General features: G+C 44.8%; 12 protein-coding genes. 1 reads left to right on the top strand and 11 read right to left on the bottom strand.

Going from position 1 to position 18429, the window contains the following annotated elements; all coding sequences use genetic code 11:
• Nucleotides 1-47: 47 nt before the first annotated feature.
• From metE to BK127_RS26685, 9 genes are all read right to left on the bottom strand, one after another.
• Nucleotides 48-2336 (bottom strand): 5-methyltetrahydropteroyltriglutamate--homocysteine S-methyltransferase, encoded by a 2289-nt coding sequence (gene metE, locus BK127_RS26725; RefSeq protein ID WP_076234729.1) that lies wholly within the window; start codon nt 2334-2336, stop codon nt 48-50.
• Between the two features lie 259 nt (nt 2337-2595).
• Nucleotides 2596-3570: an SGNH/GDSL hydrolase family protein gene (locus BK127_RS26720; RefSeq protein ID WP_076234726.1), complete on the bottom strand. Its 975-nt coding sequence runs from the start codon at nt 3568-3570 to the stop codon at nt 2596-2598.
• 50 nt (nt 3571-3620) lie between these two features.
• A complete protein-coding gene (locus BK127_RS26715; protein WP_256711463.1) occupies nt 3621-5021 on the bottom strand; it encodes a sulfatase family protein in 1401 nt (466 codons plus the stop codon).
• Between the two features lie 68 nt (nt 5022-5089).
• Nucleotides 5090-6733 (bottom strand): ABC transporter substrate-binding protein, encoded by a 1644-nt coding sequence (locus tag BK127_RS26710; protein WP_076234724.1) that lies wholly within the window; start codon nt 6731-6733, stop codon nt 5090-5092.
• A 269-nt stretch (nt 6734-7002) separates the two neighbouring features.
• Nucleotides 7003-7533, bottom strand: a complete 531-nt coding sequence (locus BK127_RS26705; protein ID WP_076234722.1) for a DinB family protein — start codon at nt 7531-7533, stop codon at nt 7003-7005.
• Nucleotides 7534-7703: 170 nt separating this feature from the next.
• Nucleotides 7704-9059: a hypothetical protein gene (locus tag BK127_RS26700; RefSeq protein WP_076234719.1), complete on the bottom strand. Its 1356-nt coding sequence runs from the start codon at nt 9057-9059 to the stop codon at nt 7704-7706.
• 180 nt (nt 9060-9239) lie between these two features.
• On the bottom strand, nt 9240-9740 hold the full coding sequence (locus BK127_RS26695; RefSeq protein ID WP_076234716.1) for a hypothetical protein: 501 nt from the start codon (nt 9738-9740) through the stop codon (nt 9240-9242).
• A 15-nt stretch (nt 9741-9755) separates the two neighbouring features.
• The gene (locus BK127_RS26690; protein ID WP_256711462.1) at nt 9756-11963 is read right to left on the bottom strand and encodes a PrsW family glutamic-type intramembrane protease; all 2208 of its coding nucleotides are present in this window, start codon (nt 11961-11963) and stop codon (nt 9756-9758) included.
• A 609-nt stretch (nt 11964-12572) separates the two neighbouring features.
• On the bottom strand, nt 12573-13280 hold the full coding sequence (locus BK127_RS26685; RefSeq protein ID WP_076234713.1) for a DNA alkylation repair protein: 708 nt from the start codon (nt 13278-13280) through the stop codon (nt 12573-12575).
• A 583-nt stretch (nt 13281-13863) separates the two neighbouring features.
• Here BK127_RS26685 and BK127_RS26680 point away from each other — a divergent pair.
• Nucleotides 13864-14178 carry a ribosomal protein L7/L12 gene (locus BK127_RS26680; RefSeq protein WP_076234711.1) on the top strand — a complete coding sequence of 105 codons (315 nt, stop codon included), beginning with the start codon at nt 13864-13866 and terminating at the stop codon, nt 14176-14178.
• Between the two features lie 209 nt (nt 14179-14387).
• Here the strand turns inward: BK127_RS26680 and BK127_RS26675 are convergent, their stop codons facing one another.
• Both BK127_RS26675 and BK127_RS26670 read right to left on the bottom strand, forming a co-directional pair.
• On the bottom strand, nt 14388-15314 hold the full coding sequence (locus BK127_RS26675; protein ID WP_076234708.1) for a hypothetical protein: 927 nt from the start codon (nt 15312-15314) through the stop codon (nt 14388-14390).
• A 190-nt stretch (nt 15315-15504) separates the two neighbouring features.
• A partial coding sequence (locus BK127_RS26670; protein ID WP_076234705.1) for an S-layer homology domain-containing protein occupies nt 15505-18429 on the bottom strand: 2925 nt, incomplete at its 5' end.

Below are 18429 nucleotides of genomic sequence, written 5' to 3'. Positions count from 1 at the left end.
GTGCTTTTGTAACCACTGTAACCTTGTGTTCTATCTATATACTAAAATTATACGAGTGCGGCATGTTGCGCACGGGCAATCTTCGTCGCATCTACCATGTTTCGCAAGGAATCAACCGTCTCTTGAAGCCCACGGGTTTTAAGTCCGCAGTCTGGATTAATCCAGAACAGCTTAGGATCCAATACCCGCAAAGCACGTTCGATCATGCTGGTCATTTCCTCCACGCTAGGAATACGTGGGCTATGGATATCGTATACACCTAAGCCGATTCCAAGCTTGTAAGTGTTTAGCTCGAAACTGTGAATCAGTTCGCCGTGGCTGCGGGATGTTTCAATGGAAATAACATCGGCATCCATCGCTTCTATCGAATCAATCATGTCATGGAATTCGCAATAGCACATATGCGTATGGATTTGTGTTGTTTCCTGTACGGTGCAGGTGGCTATACGGAAAGATTTGACTGCCCACTCCAAATAGTTGGCTTGCTCAGCTTCCTTAAGCGGCAGCCCTTCGCGAACTGCAGGCTCGTCGACCTGAATCATACCAATGCCCGCCTGCTCAAGTGCTTCCACTTCTTGTCTCAGCGCATACGCCAATTGGTAGGCAATTTGCTCGCGCGGTATGTCTTCGCGGACAAATGACCAATTCATGATCGTAATAGGACCGGTCAGCATCCCTTTAACTGGATGCTCAGTTTGCGACTGGGCATATTTGGTTTCTTCCACAGTCATTTCACCGATGAACGCTACATCCCCGAATATAACCGGAGGTTTAACGCAACGGGAACCGTAGGATTGGACCCATCCGTTTTGTGTAAATGCAAAGCCTGCAAGCTTTTCGCCGAAAAACTCGACCATATCCGTTCGTTCAAACTCCCCGTGCACCAGTACATCCAGACCAATTTCCTCTTGAAGCTTGATCCAGATATTGATTTGTTCCCGGATAAAGCCAGCATACTGCTCTTGGCTCCATTCACCCTTGCGCCACAATTGCCGTGCTTTTCTCACCTCAGCAGATTGTGGAAAGCTGCCGATTGTCGTTGTCGGAAAAAGTGGTAGTTGCCATTTTGCTTGTTGAGCGGCATAACGCTCGGCGAAAGGCAGGCTGCGCTCAGGCTTTTGAGAATTGACAGCAGCTACGGCTTGCTGGATATCGCTGCGATTGCGCTCTTCTGACTGCTGAAGTGCCTGAATAACACGGTCACTGTGATCCAGTTCATCTTTCACTCCGTCGCTGCCCACAGCGATAGCTTTTGTTAAAAGGACCAATTCGTTAAGCTTTTCATCCGCAAATGCGAGAGCATTCTTCAGTTCAGTTGAGAGCTTAGTCTCACGTTCTGTTGTTACTGGAACATGAAGCAAGCTGCACGATGACTGCACAATGAGGCGATCGGCTGTAACGAGTTCAGTGAGTTCTTCCAGTAGTCCCAGTTTGCCCCGAAGTGACGCTTTCCAGATACCGCGACCGTCGATGACACCTGCACCCAAAACCTTGTCAGCTGGAAACCCGAGCGTTTTAATCGAAGATAGATTGCCGGATAGACCATGTGCGAAATCAAGCCCAATTCCTTTGACTGGCAACGCGACGATTTCACTGTATTGGTCGACAGATTCAAAGTAGGTTTGCAGTATGATGTTCAGATTAGGCACGGATGCAGCAAACGTCTCATAGATAGTCTTCAACCGCTGGATGTCAGGAACGCTTAGCTTCGTCACGAGAACAGGCTCATCGATTTGTACCCATTGCACCCCTTCTGCAGCCAACTCCTGGAGAACCTGCACATAGAGCGGTAACAACTGATCCAGCCAGGAATCAAACTCCGATTGGCTGTAACCTTTTGACAATTTCAGGAAGGTCAATGGTCCAACGATAACCGGTTTGCCTTCAATCCCAAGCTTTTCCTTAGCTTCCCGATAAGCTGTAAGGGGCTTATTTTCGGTAAGCACCGGCGATGCATCAGCCAATTCAGGTACAATATAGTGATAGTTGGTGTTAAACCACTTGGTCATTTCACTTGCTGTAGCATCCTTCGTCCCGCGAGCCATCCCATAGTAGACAGACAAAGGCACAACGCCGCCTTCATAAGAAAAACGTTTCGGAATAATACCGAACATAGCAGCTGTATCCAATACATGGTCGTAATAGCTGAAATCATTAACCGGGATCAAATCGATACCCTTCTCATGCTGTTTACGCAAATGATTCAATCGGATGTCCTGCAGCTGGCGGTGAAACTCTGCTTCCTCAAGCTTGCCTGACCAGAAAGCTTCGAGCGCTTTCTTCCATTCCCGATCCGCACCAATACGCGGGTATCCTAAAGCACTACTCTTCACCATCTATAAAAACTCCTCTACAATTTGTTATAGAAAACATATCATAGATTTCCAGATATAACGTAACTGGATTAAACTATATCTAGTTATAGCCTGAGGATATATCATTCTACATGGATGACAAAATCATCAGTAGATTTCCCATACGTACTCTTTAGTACAACAAAAAAAGGATGAAGCGCATTCATCCTTTTTTATATTAATTTACTATTTTAACCATAATATACTAATTATTTTTAATGTTAAAGCGGACACGCTCTAGTTAAATATTCAATTTATCCAGTATATGATTAGCCATAATTTTATATCCTTCAGCGTTCGGATGCAGTTGGTCTGGTAGTTTGTCAACAAACGCTTCTCCAAAAATATCCAAACCGTCTACATAAGTAAGATTTGAATCCCCGTAAGAAGTTAGAATATTCACCGCTTCCTGGATTTCTTTCCTCATTGTAACCAAGGTCATCCCTACTAAGTTTTCGTCTGATTCCCTGTGAGGACAATAAATAGGAGAAAACAAAAATAGGGGCGTGTAGCGATGCTTCTCCCGAACGATCGATACCATGCCAATAATTGCAGAACGAAACGTCCGGATATTTAAACTATTGCCACCCATCACATTAATACCGAGGCACATGGTAATAACGTCAGCGGGAAGGTCACGGATGACGCGAGCAACCATGGGTTCCAAATGACATTGTCCACCAAATCCCATACAGGTCAGGTCCCAACCTTTGTTGCGTGCTACGATTGCTGGCCAAGTTTGAGCCGGACTTTCAGCTGCGCTGCATTGTGTAATGGAGCTACCGTATGCAACCCACCGCGGTTGATTTTTTGGCAAGGGAGTGACTGATGCCACATCATCGACTTTAAGTGCCTTCACAATGACAACAGCCTTTTGGGAAAAATAAATTTCTACCCTCTTCATGCTGTCTGGTAAGTTTGTAAATAAACAAATTTCTGCTCCTGCAATAAGAGTCTTGGTATCGACTAATTCATCTTCAATAACGATATCAAACCATATATCTTTATCCGTCATAGCGACATGCAGCTCCACCGAGGTGGAATCGCTCATAAAAGCAACTCTAACGCCCGCTGTTTCCCCTGCCTTCTCTACTAATTGAGATGCAAATAAGCTGAGCTGACCATGTGGCAATCGCCATGGCCGAAGTCCGATATCATTCTTTTCTATTGAAACAGCACCCCGAAACCACTCTTCATTGATTTCAATGGTTTGCATTCTTCAATTCACCTTTCTATCGTTATTTGAGTGCTATTATTTACTTCAATCTACGATGTAACAGGAATCACCGGTTTATCCTGCAAAATATCGCTGCATGCTTGCATCCATGAAGCCAAGCCGGAGGCAAGCCGTTCGATGTGTACGGCATTTGACGGATCTGTCGACAAATCTTGTGTTTCCCAAGGATCGTTTAGTAGATCAAACAACTGGATTCGTTCCGTTCCTGTGTTCGTTACTGGCGACCGATAATAACGAATCAGCTTCCATCGGCCATCCGTTACCATCCGCTGGACATCTCGATATACCGAGCACACGATACCGCGAACGCCATCGCTTTCCCCTGCAAAGATTGGACACAGACTTATGCCTTCCGTTTCCTCAGGCAGGTCGACGTCGCACATCCCGGCAACTGTAGGAAAAATATCGATATTGCTTGCGAGCGCAAGCTCCTGCTTGCCCTCCGGCACACCTGGCCCCCGGAATATAAGCGGAATGCGCACACTATGCTCGTAAACGTTCTGTTTGCCCATCAGTCCATGTTGCCCAACCGCCAAGCCATGGTCCGCTGTATACACGATGAGCGTGTCGTCATAGATGCCCTTAGCCTTCAGCGCTTCGACGACTCTACCGATTTGCGCGTCCAAATGGCTTATCATCGCATAGTAATCGGCAATATGCTCACGAATCTCGCCCTCTTCCCTCGGCCATTGTGCGAGTTTCTCGTCCCGACACGTCATATCGCCGGTATCGAATGGATGCTCCCGCACAAAGTTCGGAGGTAGCGGAATATTGGCTTTGTCGTACATACTTGCATAAGGCTCCGGAGCGGTTCGGGGATCATGCGGCGCGGTGTAAGCCACATACAGGAAAAACGGCCGATCCTCCCGGTAATCCTCAATAAAGTTGACGGCGGCGTCCGTGAACAACTCCGTCGAGAAAGTAGTTTCAATATATTCCTGTTCCTTCGGATAAGCCCCGGTCGGATCATAATCGTACACGGGAACCTGGGTATGCTCGCTCATTCCGTGAAAATATAGCTTATCCCCTCCTTCAAAACTTCGGGCGAAGCTTGCCTTGTCGTTATGCCATTTGCCGACCGCGTGAGTTTGATATCCAGCTTCGCGCATCGTTTGCGGCATGAGCCGAACATCTGAACGAATAACGCTCGAATGCTCTCGGTTCATCATGTCTCTGCCGATCATCGCCCGAAAAATTGGTATGCCCGTATTCACGCACGCTCTGCTCGGCGCGCAAAGGGCTCCGGTTAAGCCTCCGAATATATGCGTGTTACGGCAAGATGTGCCGCTGGCGACGAGGGAATCCAATACTGGCGTCTGCACCGTTTCATTGCCGAACGCTTGAATGGCTTCACCACGATGATCGTCCGCTATAATAAATACGACATTCGTTCTTTTGGCTGAAAGCTTCTTTATGCTCTTCTCTTTCATCTTGTACCTCACTCTCACGTTGCAATTGACTCCATAGCAGGTTTGATGGTTCGTGGCAATTATCTCAATTACTTTTTCGATTTATACTGTGTATAGGCTTGTTGATAAATTTCCAGGTAGCGTTTGATGTTCATTTTGTCCAAGGTGGCCAAATAATTGTTCCAATCCTTCTCGACGTCCAGCGAGCCTGTAACCGTTTTCGCAAAAAACTCGGTTCTGTAATCTGTGAGCGTCTTCTCAAGGTTAGCAAGCTCCTCCGCTTGTTCGTTGGTGAAGAACACTGGTGGCACAATTTTGCTCGGGTCGATCTCAAACGGCTCGTATTTTTTAGTTTCATTATACAAAATAAGTTCAAGTGAGTTTTTCGGATCTGCTGCCACGCTTAAGCGCAACTCGTTTGTTCGCAGCGACGGCCCCGACTGCGCCCAGTGTATGTTCTGCAGCTTGCCAAACGTGGCAATCGGTTTCCATACCGCTTGCTTCCCGTTAACTCCAAGCTCTCCTTGCGCCGGACGCACCCACTCCTGATCAGGACGGCCCTGCGTGCTGCGCAGTGTTGCTTCTTCCGAAAGTAGCAGGTCGGCCATACGGAATGCGGCTGCAGGATTTTTAGCCCTATTGGTGATGACGAATTGACCTGTAGAGACGGCATACGGATTATATGCAGTTGAACGTATACCTGCCGGCCCTTTGAGTGGTGGTACGGAAATGTAGTCTTTGAATCTCGGGTTATCGACATCGACAAACACCGTTTGGTTTTGCGAAGCAATAACTCCGGTGATCGGAATTTCCGGATTCAAGCCCATTTGTTTCAGTTGGTTTCTATCCTGTGTAAACGTTTGCGGGGAAATCAAGCCTTCCGCATACAGCTTGCTCATATACTTCAATGCTTCCTTCCACTCCGGTTGATTGTAGGCGACTTGAACCTTTCCATCCTTTACATATTTCAAGTTGAAATCCTTTTCAATAAAAGCACTGGTTAAGAAGAGATCTAACGTCGAGGATGGGCCGTTGGTAGCGCCGACAAGTGGGATCTCATCTGCCTTGCCGTTCCCGTTCGGATCTTTTTCTTTAAAAGCTTTGAGTACTTGATAAAACTCATCAGTCGTTTCTGGCATTTTTAATCCGAGCTTGTCTAGCCATGGTTGATAAATCCACATCTTTTGGCCAAGCGAGCAGTGGTAGCAGTCATTAACCTGAGGTACCGAATAGATATTGCCGTCAGGCATCGTAATCAAATCTTTTACATAGGAAACCTGCCCGAACATCTTTTTCATTTCCACGCCATATTTATCAATAAACGGGTTCAGCGAAATAAACACGCCATCCTTACCGTAAATCGACTGCTGAATTGGCGATACGCTCATATTAAGCAACACATCCGGATAATCGCCGCTCGCGAGTGAAACGTTAAGCTTCTCTGCGAATGTTTTTTCCGGAGCGACTTCCCAATCGATATGAATGTTCGTTTTCTCCTCCAGCCACTTGGTGAACTCGTTAGTTGCAAAGTTTTCGACAATGCTGGAGCCTTTGACCATGACCTTGAGCGTCGTCTTTTCTTTCGTGATCGGGAATACGCCCGCTGCCGTTACTTGATCGTCGCTGCTTGCTTCCTTCTTTTGGGCAGCTTCCTTTGGTATGCTGTCCGCGCATGCACTTAGAAGTGCTACAGATGTTGTAATCGCTACCAAAGCTGTTAAACCTTTTTTCATGTAAAGACCTCCCTTTATATGTTTGATGTTTTCCTATTTAGAATACGAATTAAGGGAACGCCAAGCATTATGCTAATTTACACTGATATGACTTTATTTGCGCTGGACGACGGTAGGCGAATCGTAGCCTCACCATTCTGTGGCCGTAACTACCCACTAGCTAGCTTAGCGTTAACCGATGTGAAGTATAAAAAATAGCTGCCGACACGATCCCGGCAGCTGAGCTTAAACGTAATAAAGAACAAATTCACTATTGAACATTTGGCCCTTTAATGTGACAGACAATATTCGATATACCACTTTCTAAGCTGATTAATTTGAGCCTGATGATAGCGGCTATGGTCAGCCATATGCCATAGGCCCCAGCGAAGGGTTGCTTGCTTTTCATTTTCATGTCCAAAAGTCACAATTGTATCCAGGTCAGTATCTGTTAATTGTGTACATGAATCTTTCAACATTTTTATTACATCTTCATATTTAGACATAAGTGTGTTCAAAGACTGTCCTTTGACCATCGGAAGCCTATTATTTGCATCTATCATGGGGCCATATTGCTCTTTTAAAGAAAGAGGTAGTGGCTGCCCTTTCATTCTATAAACCCAATTCAGATCAACATACATAATATGTTTTATTAACTGAGCGGTACTATTAAAGTTGTTATTTGGACCTTGGTAATCTACTTCTTCTTGCGACATACCTTCCGTGATTAATTGTAGTCGTTGGCTATTCTCTACCACAGCGGAATATAATATTCCCACAATAGGTGACATATTGGTTTCACCTTGTAAATCGTAAAGCATCCTGGCTCTTCCTCCTTGTTCATGATGTTAATTCCAATGATAATGCTTGTTCCAGTTAAACTGTCCGTTGAACGATGCCGATATACCCTTATTTTACCATATGTGTTCCACGTTGGGTGCGGAAATAAAGCTCACTACAAGGTAATATCTACCGCGTTGTGAGCTTTATTTTATCTTTGAGGATGATTCGTGTCCTGCTCACTAATAAACGTATCAATATTTTTATTAGCGATGCCTTCCTTGTCTAGTAATTCCTTTAAACGCTGCCTATGAAGCTCGCCGAGACCGTATAACAGGTACCCCTCATTTTTCGCTTTTTTAATATGCTGGAACATCGAGAAATCTCTCGCCTTCTCAGCCTTCATCATCGGTGATTCCCCGTCCTGACTGTAATCCTTACTCGCAAGATGCCATTTTTCTTCGAAGGAGGCTTTGTCTTTCTCAGGCGCAGACTCCTGCTCTTGTAGTATTTTCTCTTCAGCATAGGCAGTCAGATCTCGATAAAAATTTTTAAACAAAGCACTACTGGCTTCTTTCCTCATCTCTTGCGTGACTGCGGCTTCTGAACTTTCCTGCGACGAAATAGCTGTAGCGGTTTGATCCCACATCTCTTTATGAAGCATATAAGTTTGAAAGAGATTGGATTCTTCGTCTGCACTTGAAGCAAAATGAATACCCATTACCAAATAAGCTAATTCCGCAGTCGATCCTTGAATCTGATAGTTTTTTTCATCTACACTAACTCCACTTAATGCCCTTAATATTTTCGGATAAAAGCTCTCGGCCCTGTGACTTCTTTCTCCTTCAGCCCCTTTAAACTTTTGATTGATGACTGCGTCCCGTGCCCGCATATCATTCGTTAATTCGGGGTTACTTGCTGCCTCCGCTGGATATTCAGTAAAGCCTTCATGCATATATTTATCGGTACCTACTGCTGCTGTGATATCTGAAAGATTAACTGCCGCATGCTCTTCACCAAGCACAAGCAGCTTATTAGGGAGACGAACCCAAGTACCCTTCTTTTTAACATAACCCACCTTTTCAGTCGATTTTCCTGCATACTGCTTCATCTCATCTTTACTATTAAAATATCGGGATGGAAAATCACTCATCATGTTACTAACATTTCGCTCACCCTCACCCACACTACCGTGACTGGTTTTCGTTTTGTTTCTGAAACCACTGAAGACTCTATTTTTGATGTACACTTTTCTTTGTATAGGAGGAGTTGAAGCTGATTGATTTACTGGCTGCTGGATCAGTGTCTCGTTCGGTGTCTCCGATTTTTCAGCAGACCTGCTGGCATTTTGCTTGAAAAGCTCACCAACAGCACGATTACCAATCGTACGCTGCAGCTGTAACAATTGACGTGAATCCATCGAATTCACGTTCATCGGTCGTTGTACCATTGCATCAGCAGATAATTGAAGACCACTACGTGACTGCATCTCAAACGTTTCTGGTGAGTTCGCATCAGCAGTTTTATTGGAATCGTTAGGTATCCTGGCTTGATGATTAATCTGCATATGTACCTCTTTCAATTGAATTGATGATGTTCATAAGAACCAAACAGGGTACGCTTCGGAAACACCGATCTGAATAGCTTCATTGTAAAACAGTTCATATGACTTAACAAGAACTTTCCGTTTCCGCTTCTCTTAGTTTCTTCTCAATTGAACTCAACGGTTGTTGTTTGCTGCTACTAATTACAAAAGTTTGTCTTCATAGGATTCCTGAAACCATTCATAATTCTCAAGAATACGTTTCTTGTCAGCATTACTCAATTCTAAATATCTGTCTACAATTGAATTTAGAAGCCCTGATGAAAGTGTCTGTCCAAATGGTTGTAAACTATCCGTAGATAAATTGTCCATTATTGCCCCTAATAATGCCGCAGGAGCACTTGATACATTTTTGCAAATGATCTCCATAGCCTTTTCATGGTCACCTTCATAAAGCAAATTAAATGCAACCGCTTGGAGAAACTCATCCCCCAAGTTTTCTTCCAGTATCTTAGAGCAGAAAGGTGTTGCTTTTTCCTTATCCCTTATAGATAGTTCTGTTAAAGCAGAAGCGGCTTCTTCAAAATTCTCTAAACTGATAACAATCGCAATTAATTGGGCATTATTCATACTGGAAATATACGTCTCGTAATTAACTATTCTGTCCAATGCCGTTGCTTTTGCTATTTGCTCATTGTTTTCCATCATACACCTCCATAACTAAATAGTTGTTGGGATTAACTTTATTGTTGATAAATATGGTTGTCCATCAACCATTTTCCATGTTGTTAATACCTTGAGTCTCCCATTGGGACCTTCTAATATACTCGGGAAATCCAGTGTATTTTCAGGGTTTACCTGCTTACCTACTTCTAATAAATGTTTTGCAATGGACTGATTATTCTCTATTGTATCACTAAGTCCTATCGACTCAAGTTTTTGTCTCATATCATCCGAACGGTCAAAATTATGTTTCATTTTTTCAAGTCTTTTAATACGTTCGGCGTTTTGAGGGTCTGCATCAAATACCTTTCTTTGGGTCTGTCTTAATTGCTTTAAATCTCGAAGTTCTTTTGTCAATTCTTGAATATTAACGTTGACCTTGCCTCTCAAATATTTCTCAATTTTATCAACTGGTATTATCGTATTTCCATCTGTATAAACCTTAATCGCTTTACCACTTTGTGGAGCAATAACCTCTTCGGTTTTAAGCTCCCCCGTCCCTTCATCGGCTTTATTCGACGTATCGTCATCCGGCTTCTTGGGATCGTCCGGATGCTTGTCCGGGCTTTTGCCGTCATTCTTCGGAGGTTTCGGTTTAACCGGGACGTCGACATCCGGCTTCCGGGAACCGAGCCTATCCAGAAGCTTGCGCACATAACGGCGTCCTTTCTCCCCCACCCATCGTAGCGCTTTGCCGAATGGGATTCGGCTTAGTGCAATGCCTATAGCCACAGAAAGCATATTTTCGGGAGTCAGGAGCTTCTTTGGATCGCGGATATAACCGGCAATCTCATGTCCGCTTCCAGCGATTCCCACCGCCGACATCCCAATGCCTAAAGCCGGCCAGAATCCGACGAACAGCAGCGACAAGGCAAGGGCCCCGAGCAAGAGCGCGCCCTGTTCATACCATTCCAGCCGATCCCACCAATCTTGCAGCGAATCGAACATGCAGGCGAAACATGCTGTTTCCCCTCCACCCGTATAAGCCCCGATGCCTGCGAACAGACTGGTCACGAGAAGAATCAACGTAAGTACGGTCAGCGTCTGGCAAAGAGCTTTCACCCGAGCCTGGACAACCGCCTTGCGGTCGGTAGCTTCCTCGTTCCCGTAGAGCAAATGAAATCCAAGCTCCCTGCGTTCTCGGTAAAAGCTGAGCCAATATATGAATTTTCCCCGGTCCAGACAAAAAGAGCGGGCCATATTCCACAGCTCGTTAATCGGATTAAAAAGCGGCTCGTTCGGCAGCGCCGGAAGGCGGTTTCGTATTTTGTTCAGCGACCAGTAATCGGCAAAAAGCGATGTGGCCAGCATTAAAAGGAAGGTCGGCTGAGTTTTATAACCGCTGCCGGTCCAATCATGAAGCCGGAACACCCAACCTGGCAGCTTGTGTTGGCCGTTATAGGCCGCGTGATCCAGGATGGACCAAAGCAAAATAATTACCGGGAACAGAAAAACCCATTTCGTCAGTCTTGTCCGTAGCCGATACGCTATCCCGCACGCAAGCGCTATCATGGCGGTATGTACGGGATGACCGACGGTCATCAGCGTCGGAAACAGACTTTCTTCGAAGCGCCCCGGGAACAGCGAGAAAAAGTCCCAATGGATAGTTTCGCCGCCCAGCATCGTAAAGCTGTAGCCGAACTTTTTCGCAAGAATGCCGGAACTTAGCCATCTTCGGGAAAGCTCCTCCATCAGTTGGAAGCCCACGCCGGTTGCCGCACCGATAAGCGTGTAATCGCTTAAACTCAAGGCGGAAGCTCTACGTGAAAACAACAGAAATATACCTAGCGGAAGGAGCTTCCACAATTCTTCGAAAATCGGCGTGATCACAGCAATGGACCAAAGGTCGGATGTTTTTCCGCTGAAAAGCACGTGGAGAGCATTCACCGTAAGCGTCGTGAACGGTACGACAAGAAAAACGCCTGCCAGAACGAACAGAACGATCGGCTTCCACGGCATCGTTTTGCTTCGGCACAGAAACCAAAATTGCAGCAGCACATAAAACGACCATAAATATTGAACCATCATGGTGCGCGATTCTTTAACGAAAACCAAGCTTAAAGCAAACATGATTAGCGACAACCAGGAAAAAACCGTATACGCCGTTTTAATAAACGGATATTTCCCAATCCATGCTTGGCAAGTTCGATAGATGACCTCAAGGAAATCCCGAATTCCGGTTCGAATGGACCAGATCGTATTCACTACGGTCGCCTCCTTTGAAAGCCGGCCTCGTACGAATGGGACGTCTCCCTTGACGACGGTCCGGCCATGGATAAATAAATGAATTCATGAAAACCAGAGTCACCGATCGATCGGAGGTTTATAGAGTAACACTCGCAACATGACCTAACCTATTACCCACAGGATACTAGTATTATAGACATTCTTATAAAATGTGGCAAAAGGCGCTGGTCTCAAATTTTGGTGGGTTATGTCGATAAGAAACCCTGAAAACCAGGTTTAAGATTTAAAAATAGTACATGGAAACTATAAGCAAAAATGAATCCGAAAAAGGAAGCAAACCCAAAAACGGAAAATCGGGATCGTCTCCGGCTAGTAAGACATATCCATAAGGCTTCCCGCAAATAGTCATTCCGGAGAATGACTTGTAGGATTTCTTTTTTATCTAAAGACATAAAAATAAGGATGATCATTATGCTCATCCTTCAGGTTTATATGGTTACTCATCGTACATACTGGTCAATGTGTGCTGCGAGTTTTTTATGGGATGGTGACGGATTATCCAATACGTTCATTGCTACATTAGTGGCATATCGGGGCCATTTAAGAAAGGAAGGAACCCATTATAGTCTAGCACCTAACATGTTTGCTTTTGAAACCAAGTTGCCCTTTATCTACTGCCTTTTGAATATTTTCGGAAGCGAGTAGGAAACTGCTTTTTGTCTTGTCCCGTTTAACTTCTACTGGGCCTACTGCCTTTGCGGTCTCGACCGCCTTATCATGGAGTGGCAAATAGGATACCCCCACTGTGTAAATAAAATTATTCATAGCGTATTTAGTTCGTTCGGGAGAATCGTGAATCGTATTTTCCACAATTTCAAGCATATTGGCAATTTTGCTTTCAGAAAATTCACCGTCCGGGCGATTACCCAAGAGCCAGCAGTAACAACTCCAGCCCGCTGACATTCTCAGTTCTTCGCTGCTTGCGATCCATTTATCGGCAACTTCTTGTGCAATATCTGTTTCTGACAAGGTTACTGCAACCACATAATCGGACAGCATATAAAAATAAGCCATATCCATCCAACGCTCAAAATCCACTTCAGTCATTGCTTTTGGGTCTGCAATTATGCCGGCAAAGTACATTGCGTCGTAGTTCCCTGTGGTGTATAGCTGCTCAGCCAAAAGTTGATTTTTTTTAATTTTCTTGGCAATGGGCTTCATATCACCTGTAGCCACGCCAAAAAGCGGTTCGTGCGCGCCATTCGATCCGTAAATTTTCTTAGTTCGTTCCTTGCCGAGAGCTTCAAGCTCCTGCATAACCATTTCTACATTCATTGTTTAACACTTCTTTCTTTTGGATTGTTTGCCCTTAAAGTTTTCCATCAAACACTAGACAATTATCCTCAAAATTGAACTTATTTCTAATATTATCAAGTGAAAAAAACTCCAAAATTATCATAGAAAAAAAGCTCAATCTAGAAATTAGCGGTTGAACTTTTCAACTTGGTAACCGGAATCGATTGCATTCAATTAAAATCGTTGCTATTGATAAAGGTTAACGTCAGTCGTTCTTTATCCACTTCCTGCTCGGATTACTAAGCCATTTATCACATTATTGCTGTTGCGAGGGCTTGTAGTGGCGTTATAATTTTGCTTTTATCTCTTCACATGCCCGGCAATCACGGAGAACGAGGGAGATAATTCTTGGCCTATACTAGCTTAACTGAATAATTAAATGAGTTCAACTTCGCTCGAGAATAGGGTTATGTTCTTGTCCTCTTATATAAATCAAACATTTTCTGCTATCAAAGTAATCTCCGTACCGGTGCCTCGCGGGCCGATGAACATCCGTAGACTCTACTGCCCATAATAGTGATTGTGCTATAATGAACTATCATATGGGAAGGGGAGATTTCAAATGGAGACTGTGGAAATTATTGCCCTCAGCGCTTTAGCCTTGTCTCTCTTGCTTCTGCTGAAAGTGTTCAGCTTGCAGAGACAGCTTAATGAAATAAAATCGGATCTGCAAGGGCCTAACATCGGGCCGAAAGTATACGGATCCTCCAAGCCAAACCTTAATACACCGCCCTCTTCAAATCTTGATGAGAGATTGCGCTTGCTGCTTGCTTCAGGAAAAAGGATTCAGGCAATTAAAGAGTTCAAAAAAGCTAGTGGTCTCGGCCTCAAAGAAGCCAAGGAATATGTAGATAACTTGGAGCGGGGGCAGTACTAAACGACTTCATTTTCCATATCCATACATCAGTGCCTTGGCTTATACGCTCGGAGTCGCCGGTTCTTGTTTGCAGGCTGTTTGTAGAATGACCCAACGAGGGCTGCAGCAGGTCACTATTTCTCAACCTGTCACAGCCCCCAAAACCTCGTCCAACGAAGGCCTCTTCACTATGATTCCTCATCGGTCGCAATCGGATTGTTCAAGCATCATCAAACCAATTCTTTAATCGATACCTGGTATAACAAATTATTTTTACTGAATAGCACACGATCTTCTCGAAAATCTTGCGTAAGCGGTGCAAGTGGCTCGGCTTTTTCATTCAGAAAATGTACCTTGTGCCCTTTGGTCAAGCTCGCCGCTTTTTCATTTTTCTTGATAATGTAGTCTCCACTTTTTCCGTAACCACCGTCGAACAAGAAGTGACAACCATCGGTACAGAACCCAGCCGATCCGGAAATCTCAGGATTCATAAAACTGACCTTGGCCTGACCGGGTCCTCCTGTGATGCAACCCAGCAAGAAGTCTGTATAATAATAAAACCAGACCTCCTCCTCATGGACAACATTCAATGCATAACAATCGGCAATATCCGCGACATTATCTTCGTATATTTTGTTGCCATGCTCATCCCAGGCTAGAAGGCCGTGCGCGCCGACAGGTTGATCCCAACCGTTATTTCCGAAAACGCCTTCGTCGAAATAGCTGGTCCAGATGGTACCTTTCTCCGTCACTTGAACACTCTGAATCCCGTCTCCAAGCAGGAACTCACGAATGGTACGTCCTTTATAATCACACACTTTGGCATTCAGATCATATTTGTCTGCACCATAATAAGAGCAGCGCGCTCCGACCAACAGCAGATGTCTACGAAGCGGTTGGACATAATGATAATTAAAATGCTGACCCCCAATCACTACTTCATCGATACATTGATCTTCTACTATCAGTACCTTGTAGGTATACGTTTGCTTCAGAGCCGATGGGACGAACATCCCACGTTCCCGTTCCGGGATCTGGTTAATCAGCAGGACATATACGCAGTTATCGCCGCCGAACTGAGCTGAGACCATCTCGTATCCCTCGGTATGCACCGAAATATCAACAAAAGGTTGCAGCGTCACCGTTTTATGAAACATGCCAATTCCTCCTATAAGGGTGGGAATAACACCACTCCCTGTTCTGGTTAACCATATTATGTCAGAGTAGAAAGCTCCTGAACATGGTGGAAGTATGGCGAAGCTAATTGAAAGTTGAATTTTGCCATAGTGGAAAGATGAATGAATATTCAGCAATAACCTGACACGACCTTATATACTGGCTGTTAGTTTAGATCAGTCCAGATTTTTGTAAAAGTCTCTGAACAAGGATTGCAACCTCCGCTCTTGAGATAGACTCTTTGGGCTCAAGCTGATTACCGTTCCTGCCAGTAACAATTCCCGCATCCAAGCAATTTGCGATACTAGCCCTCGCCCATTCCGCTGCAAGATTGCCGTCGTCAAATTTACTCAGCAATTGTCCAGCCTCTTGTGCTTGAAGATTAACCTGAAGACCGGTTATTTTCATCGCATTGGCAATCATCATCATGGCCTGTTCTCTGGTAATCTTATCTTCTGGAGCAAATGTACCATTATCAAATCCAGTAACAATACTGCCATTCAACGCTGTGTTCACATAACCGTTATACCATGCGCTTGATTGAACATCCTTAAACGGGCTCAAGCCGTTATCTGCTTTCAGTCCCAATGCGCGAACGATCATAGCTGCAAATTCAGCACGTGTTATGTTTTGATCTGGCGCAAAGGTGTCATTACTTACCCCGTTGATAACCATTCTGGATCCCATATCGTTGACAGCCTCTTTTGCCCAGTGGTTTTCGAGATCCTTAAAAGTAACTGGATGCCATACAATTGCGTACGTACTGTTGGTCAAGCTGTTTACCTTAGCAAATTGCTTATTTGCAACAACGACAATCCGGGTGGGAACATGACGGACGCTTCCGTCAGGATCAACAACAATACCAGTTGTTATATGTTTAGGATCAACGCCATCTGGAATGGCAATTGTCCTTTCCACATATACGTTGAACTGGGACACTTCAATGGTTGTACCCTCATAAGTAGCTTTTATTATAAAATTGAGTGGCGGTACAACTACAGTAAACCCGCCTTTTTGAGCTGCATCTTCAACGATTTTTAGTGTATCCGCTGTTGGTTTAGCAATCATGATCTGAATCTTAATGTCCTGGAGTGCTGAGTTCTTTCCAAATGTTCCAATGATCGAATTGATATCGATTTGCTGGGCTGGCAATGTGTAAGAAGCGCTGTCTGTTTGTATGACAACTACGGCTTGATTTTGTTCCATGCTTCTGACCATTTGTCCGTCAAACTCTCCGATGACAACATCGGAAGCTGTACTCACAGGTATCGTGATCACGGCTTTCTGATCCTCCGCAGCAAGCCTTTCTACCAACTTCTTGGGATCAAAAGTAATTGTCGTTACTGTTTGCCCATCCACTATTCTTGTTGTTGCAGTTCCTATCTGCTCTTGTTTGCCATTAAACAGCACGTCAACCCCTGTTGTCAGTTGTGCCGCTGCGCCACTACTACCACTATTGCCGTTGTTTGAAAATGATCTTGGTGTGACTTCGTTTGAAGCCGCGGAAGACTCACTGCTGCCTGCGCTATTAACAGCTTTTACCTTAAAGGTATATGTTGTTCCATTCGATAATCCTGTAAATGTAATCGGACTTGAAGTGCCGCTAAGCGAGATATTACCCGGTAATGCAATGGCTTCGTAACCTGTTATTTCACTTCCACCATTATCAGCTGGTGCTATAAAGCTCACTGTTGCATGTGTATTGCCTCCTGATGCCTCAACTCCAGTGGGTGCTGCCGGCACGGTCTTCGGAGTGGCACTGGCCTCATTGGAAGCTGCGCTATCTCCTCCTGGATTTGTTGCTTTAACTATAAAATAGTAGGTTGTTCCATTGATCAGACCTGGAACTTCATAACTGTATACGGAGCCGCTAACAGTTGTTGTTTCTGCTGCATAGGTTCCAGCAACTGTACTTTTGTATATCTTATACCCTGTTGTACCTGCTACTCCAGTCCAAGTTAGCCTTACCTGTCTATTACCTGCTGCAGCTGAAGATATAGATGGAACGGATGGCGATGCAACTTGGGGAACAGCACTTAGTTCATTCGAAGCTGCGCTATCTCCTCCTGGATTCGATGCTTTTATTGCAAAATAATAAGTCATACCGTTAACCAAACCCACAGCATCATAGGCATACACTGACCCGCTGACCGTTGCCAATGGCGCATTGTAAGAACCATTCGTGTTACTGCTATATATTCGATATTCTTTTGAACCGACTACAGAATTCCAACGCAAATTTACATGCCCGTCTCCTGCAACTGCAGATTGCAGAACCGGAGCAACAGGTGCGGTCACCTGCGGTATACGGCTAACTTCATTTGAAGCTTGACTTTCAATGCCCCCATGAGTGGAGCGGACTACAAAGAAATACGTTGTGCCATTCACGAGTCCAGTGATTTTGGAACTGTAAACAGAACCCCCAACCGTATCTTCAGCGGATCCGTAGGAACCAGACACCGTAGACTGAAATACCTTGTATCCTTCCATCCCAACAGATTTCCAAGTAATGTCTACATAACCGTCACCAGATAATGCGGATACAATCATAGTAGGTTCAACTGCATACACAACCTGGGTGACCGTAAACGTCTCGTCGGTCATATGGTCCGCCGATACAGTTACAGTTGCGTTGTACGTTCCTACTGCTAAGCCGTCATGTGCCTTTACTGTAAAGGTTGTAGACGGTACTGTACTACTCAAAATTGTTTCATTCGGCTGGGCTATAATAAAATCGCTTGCATTCGTACCACTTAATGCTGCCCTCAAGTCAGTCAAATTCCCGGTTCCTGTTCGAGATACCGTGATCGTCTTGGTTTCTTGGGTACCCGTTGCATATCCAACCATCAACGCCACGACAGAATGGTTATCGATAGCGTTTATCGTAAACGTAGGCGCTGCGTCTGTGGTGACTTGTTTCGACGTATAGGCGGTCTTATTACCCGATTCGTCCTTCACAATGACATTAAAGTGATAGGCCGTGCTGGCCGTAAGGCCCGTTACATCAAATGCCCCAAGATCAGCCGCGTAACTGCCGATTACCGTGCCGTTGGCTTCAATATTCGCTACCGTGTCGAGGTTATTACTGCTGGATTG

The sequence above is a fragment of the Paenibacillus sp. FSL H7-0331 genome (genome assembly GCF_001956045.1).
Note: the sequence above shows the minus strand (reverse complement) of the source record. Positions and strands in the feature narration are given on the sequence as shown.

What these genes read in the sequence shown, in the direction of transcription:
- metE (WP_076234729.1), bottom strand. Translation starts at nt 2,336, where the DNA reads ATGGTGAAGAGTAGTGCTTTAGGATACCCGCGTATTGGTGCGGATCGG.
- BK127_RS26720 (WP_076234726.1), bottom strand. Translation starts at nt 3,570, where the DNA reads ATGCAAACCATTGAAATCAATGAAGAGTGGTTTCGGGGTGCTGTTTCA.
- BK127_RS26715 (WP_256711463.1), bottom strand. Translation starts at nt 5,021, where the DNA reads ATGAAAGAGAAGAGCATAAAGAAGCTTTCAGCCAAAAGAACGAATGTC.
- BK127_RS26710 (WP_076234724.1), bottom strand. Translation starts at nt 6,733, where the DNA reads ATGAAAAAAGGTTTAACAGCTTTGGTAGCGATTACAACATCTGTAGCA.
- BK127_RS26705 (WP_076234722.1), bottom strand. Translation starts at nt 7,533, where the DNA reads ATGCTTTACGATTTACAAGGTGAAACCAATATGTCACCTATTGTGGGA.
- BK127_RS26700 (WP_076234719.1), bottom strand. Translation starts at nt 9,059, where the DNA reads ATGCAGATTAATCATCAAGCCAGGATACCTAACGATTCCAATAAAACT.
- BK127_RS26695 (WP_076234716.1), bottom strand. Translation starts at nt 9,740, where the DNA reads ATGGAAAACAATGAGCAAATAGCAAAAGCAACGGCATTGGACAGAATA.
- BK127_RS26685 (WP_076234713.1), bottom strand. Translation starts at nt 13,280, where the DNA reads ATGAATGTAGAAATGGTTATGCAGGAGCTTGAAGCTCTCGGCAAGGAA.
- BK127_RS26680 (WP_076234711.1), top strand. Translation starts at nt 13,864, where the DNA reads ATGGAGACTGTGGAAATTATTGCCCTCAGCGCTTTAGCCTTGTCTCTC.
- BK127_RS26675 (WP_076234708.1), bottom strand. Translation starts at nt 15,314, where the DNA reads ATGTTTCATAAAACGGTGACGCTGCAACCTTTTGTTGATATTTCGGTG.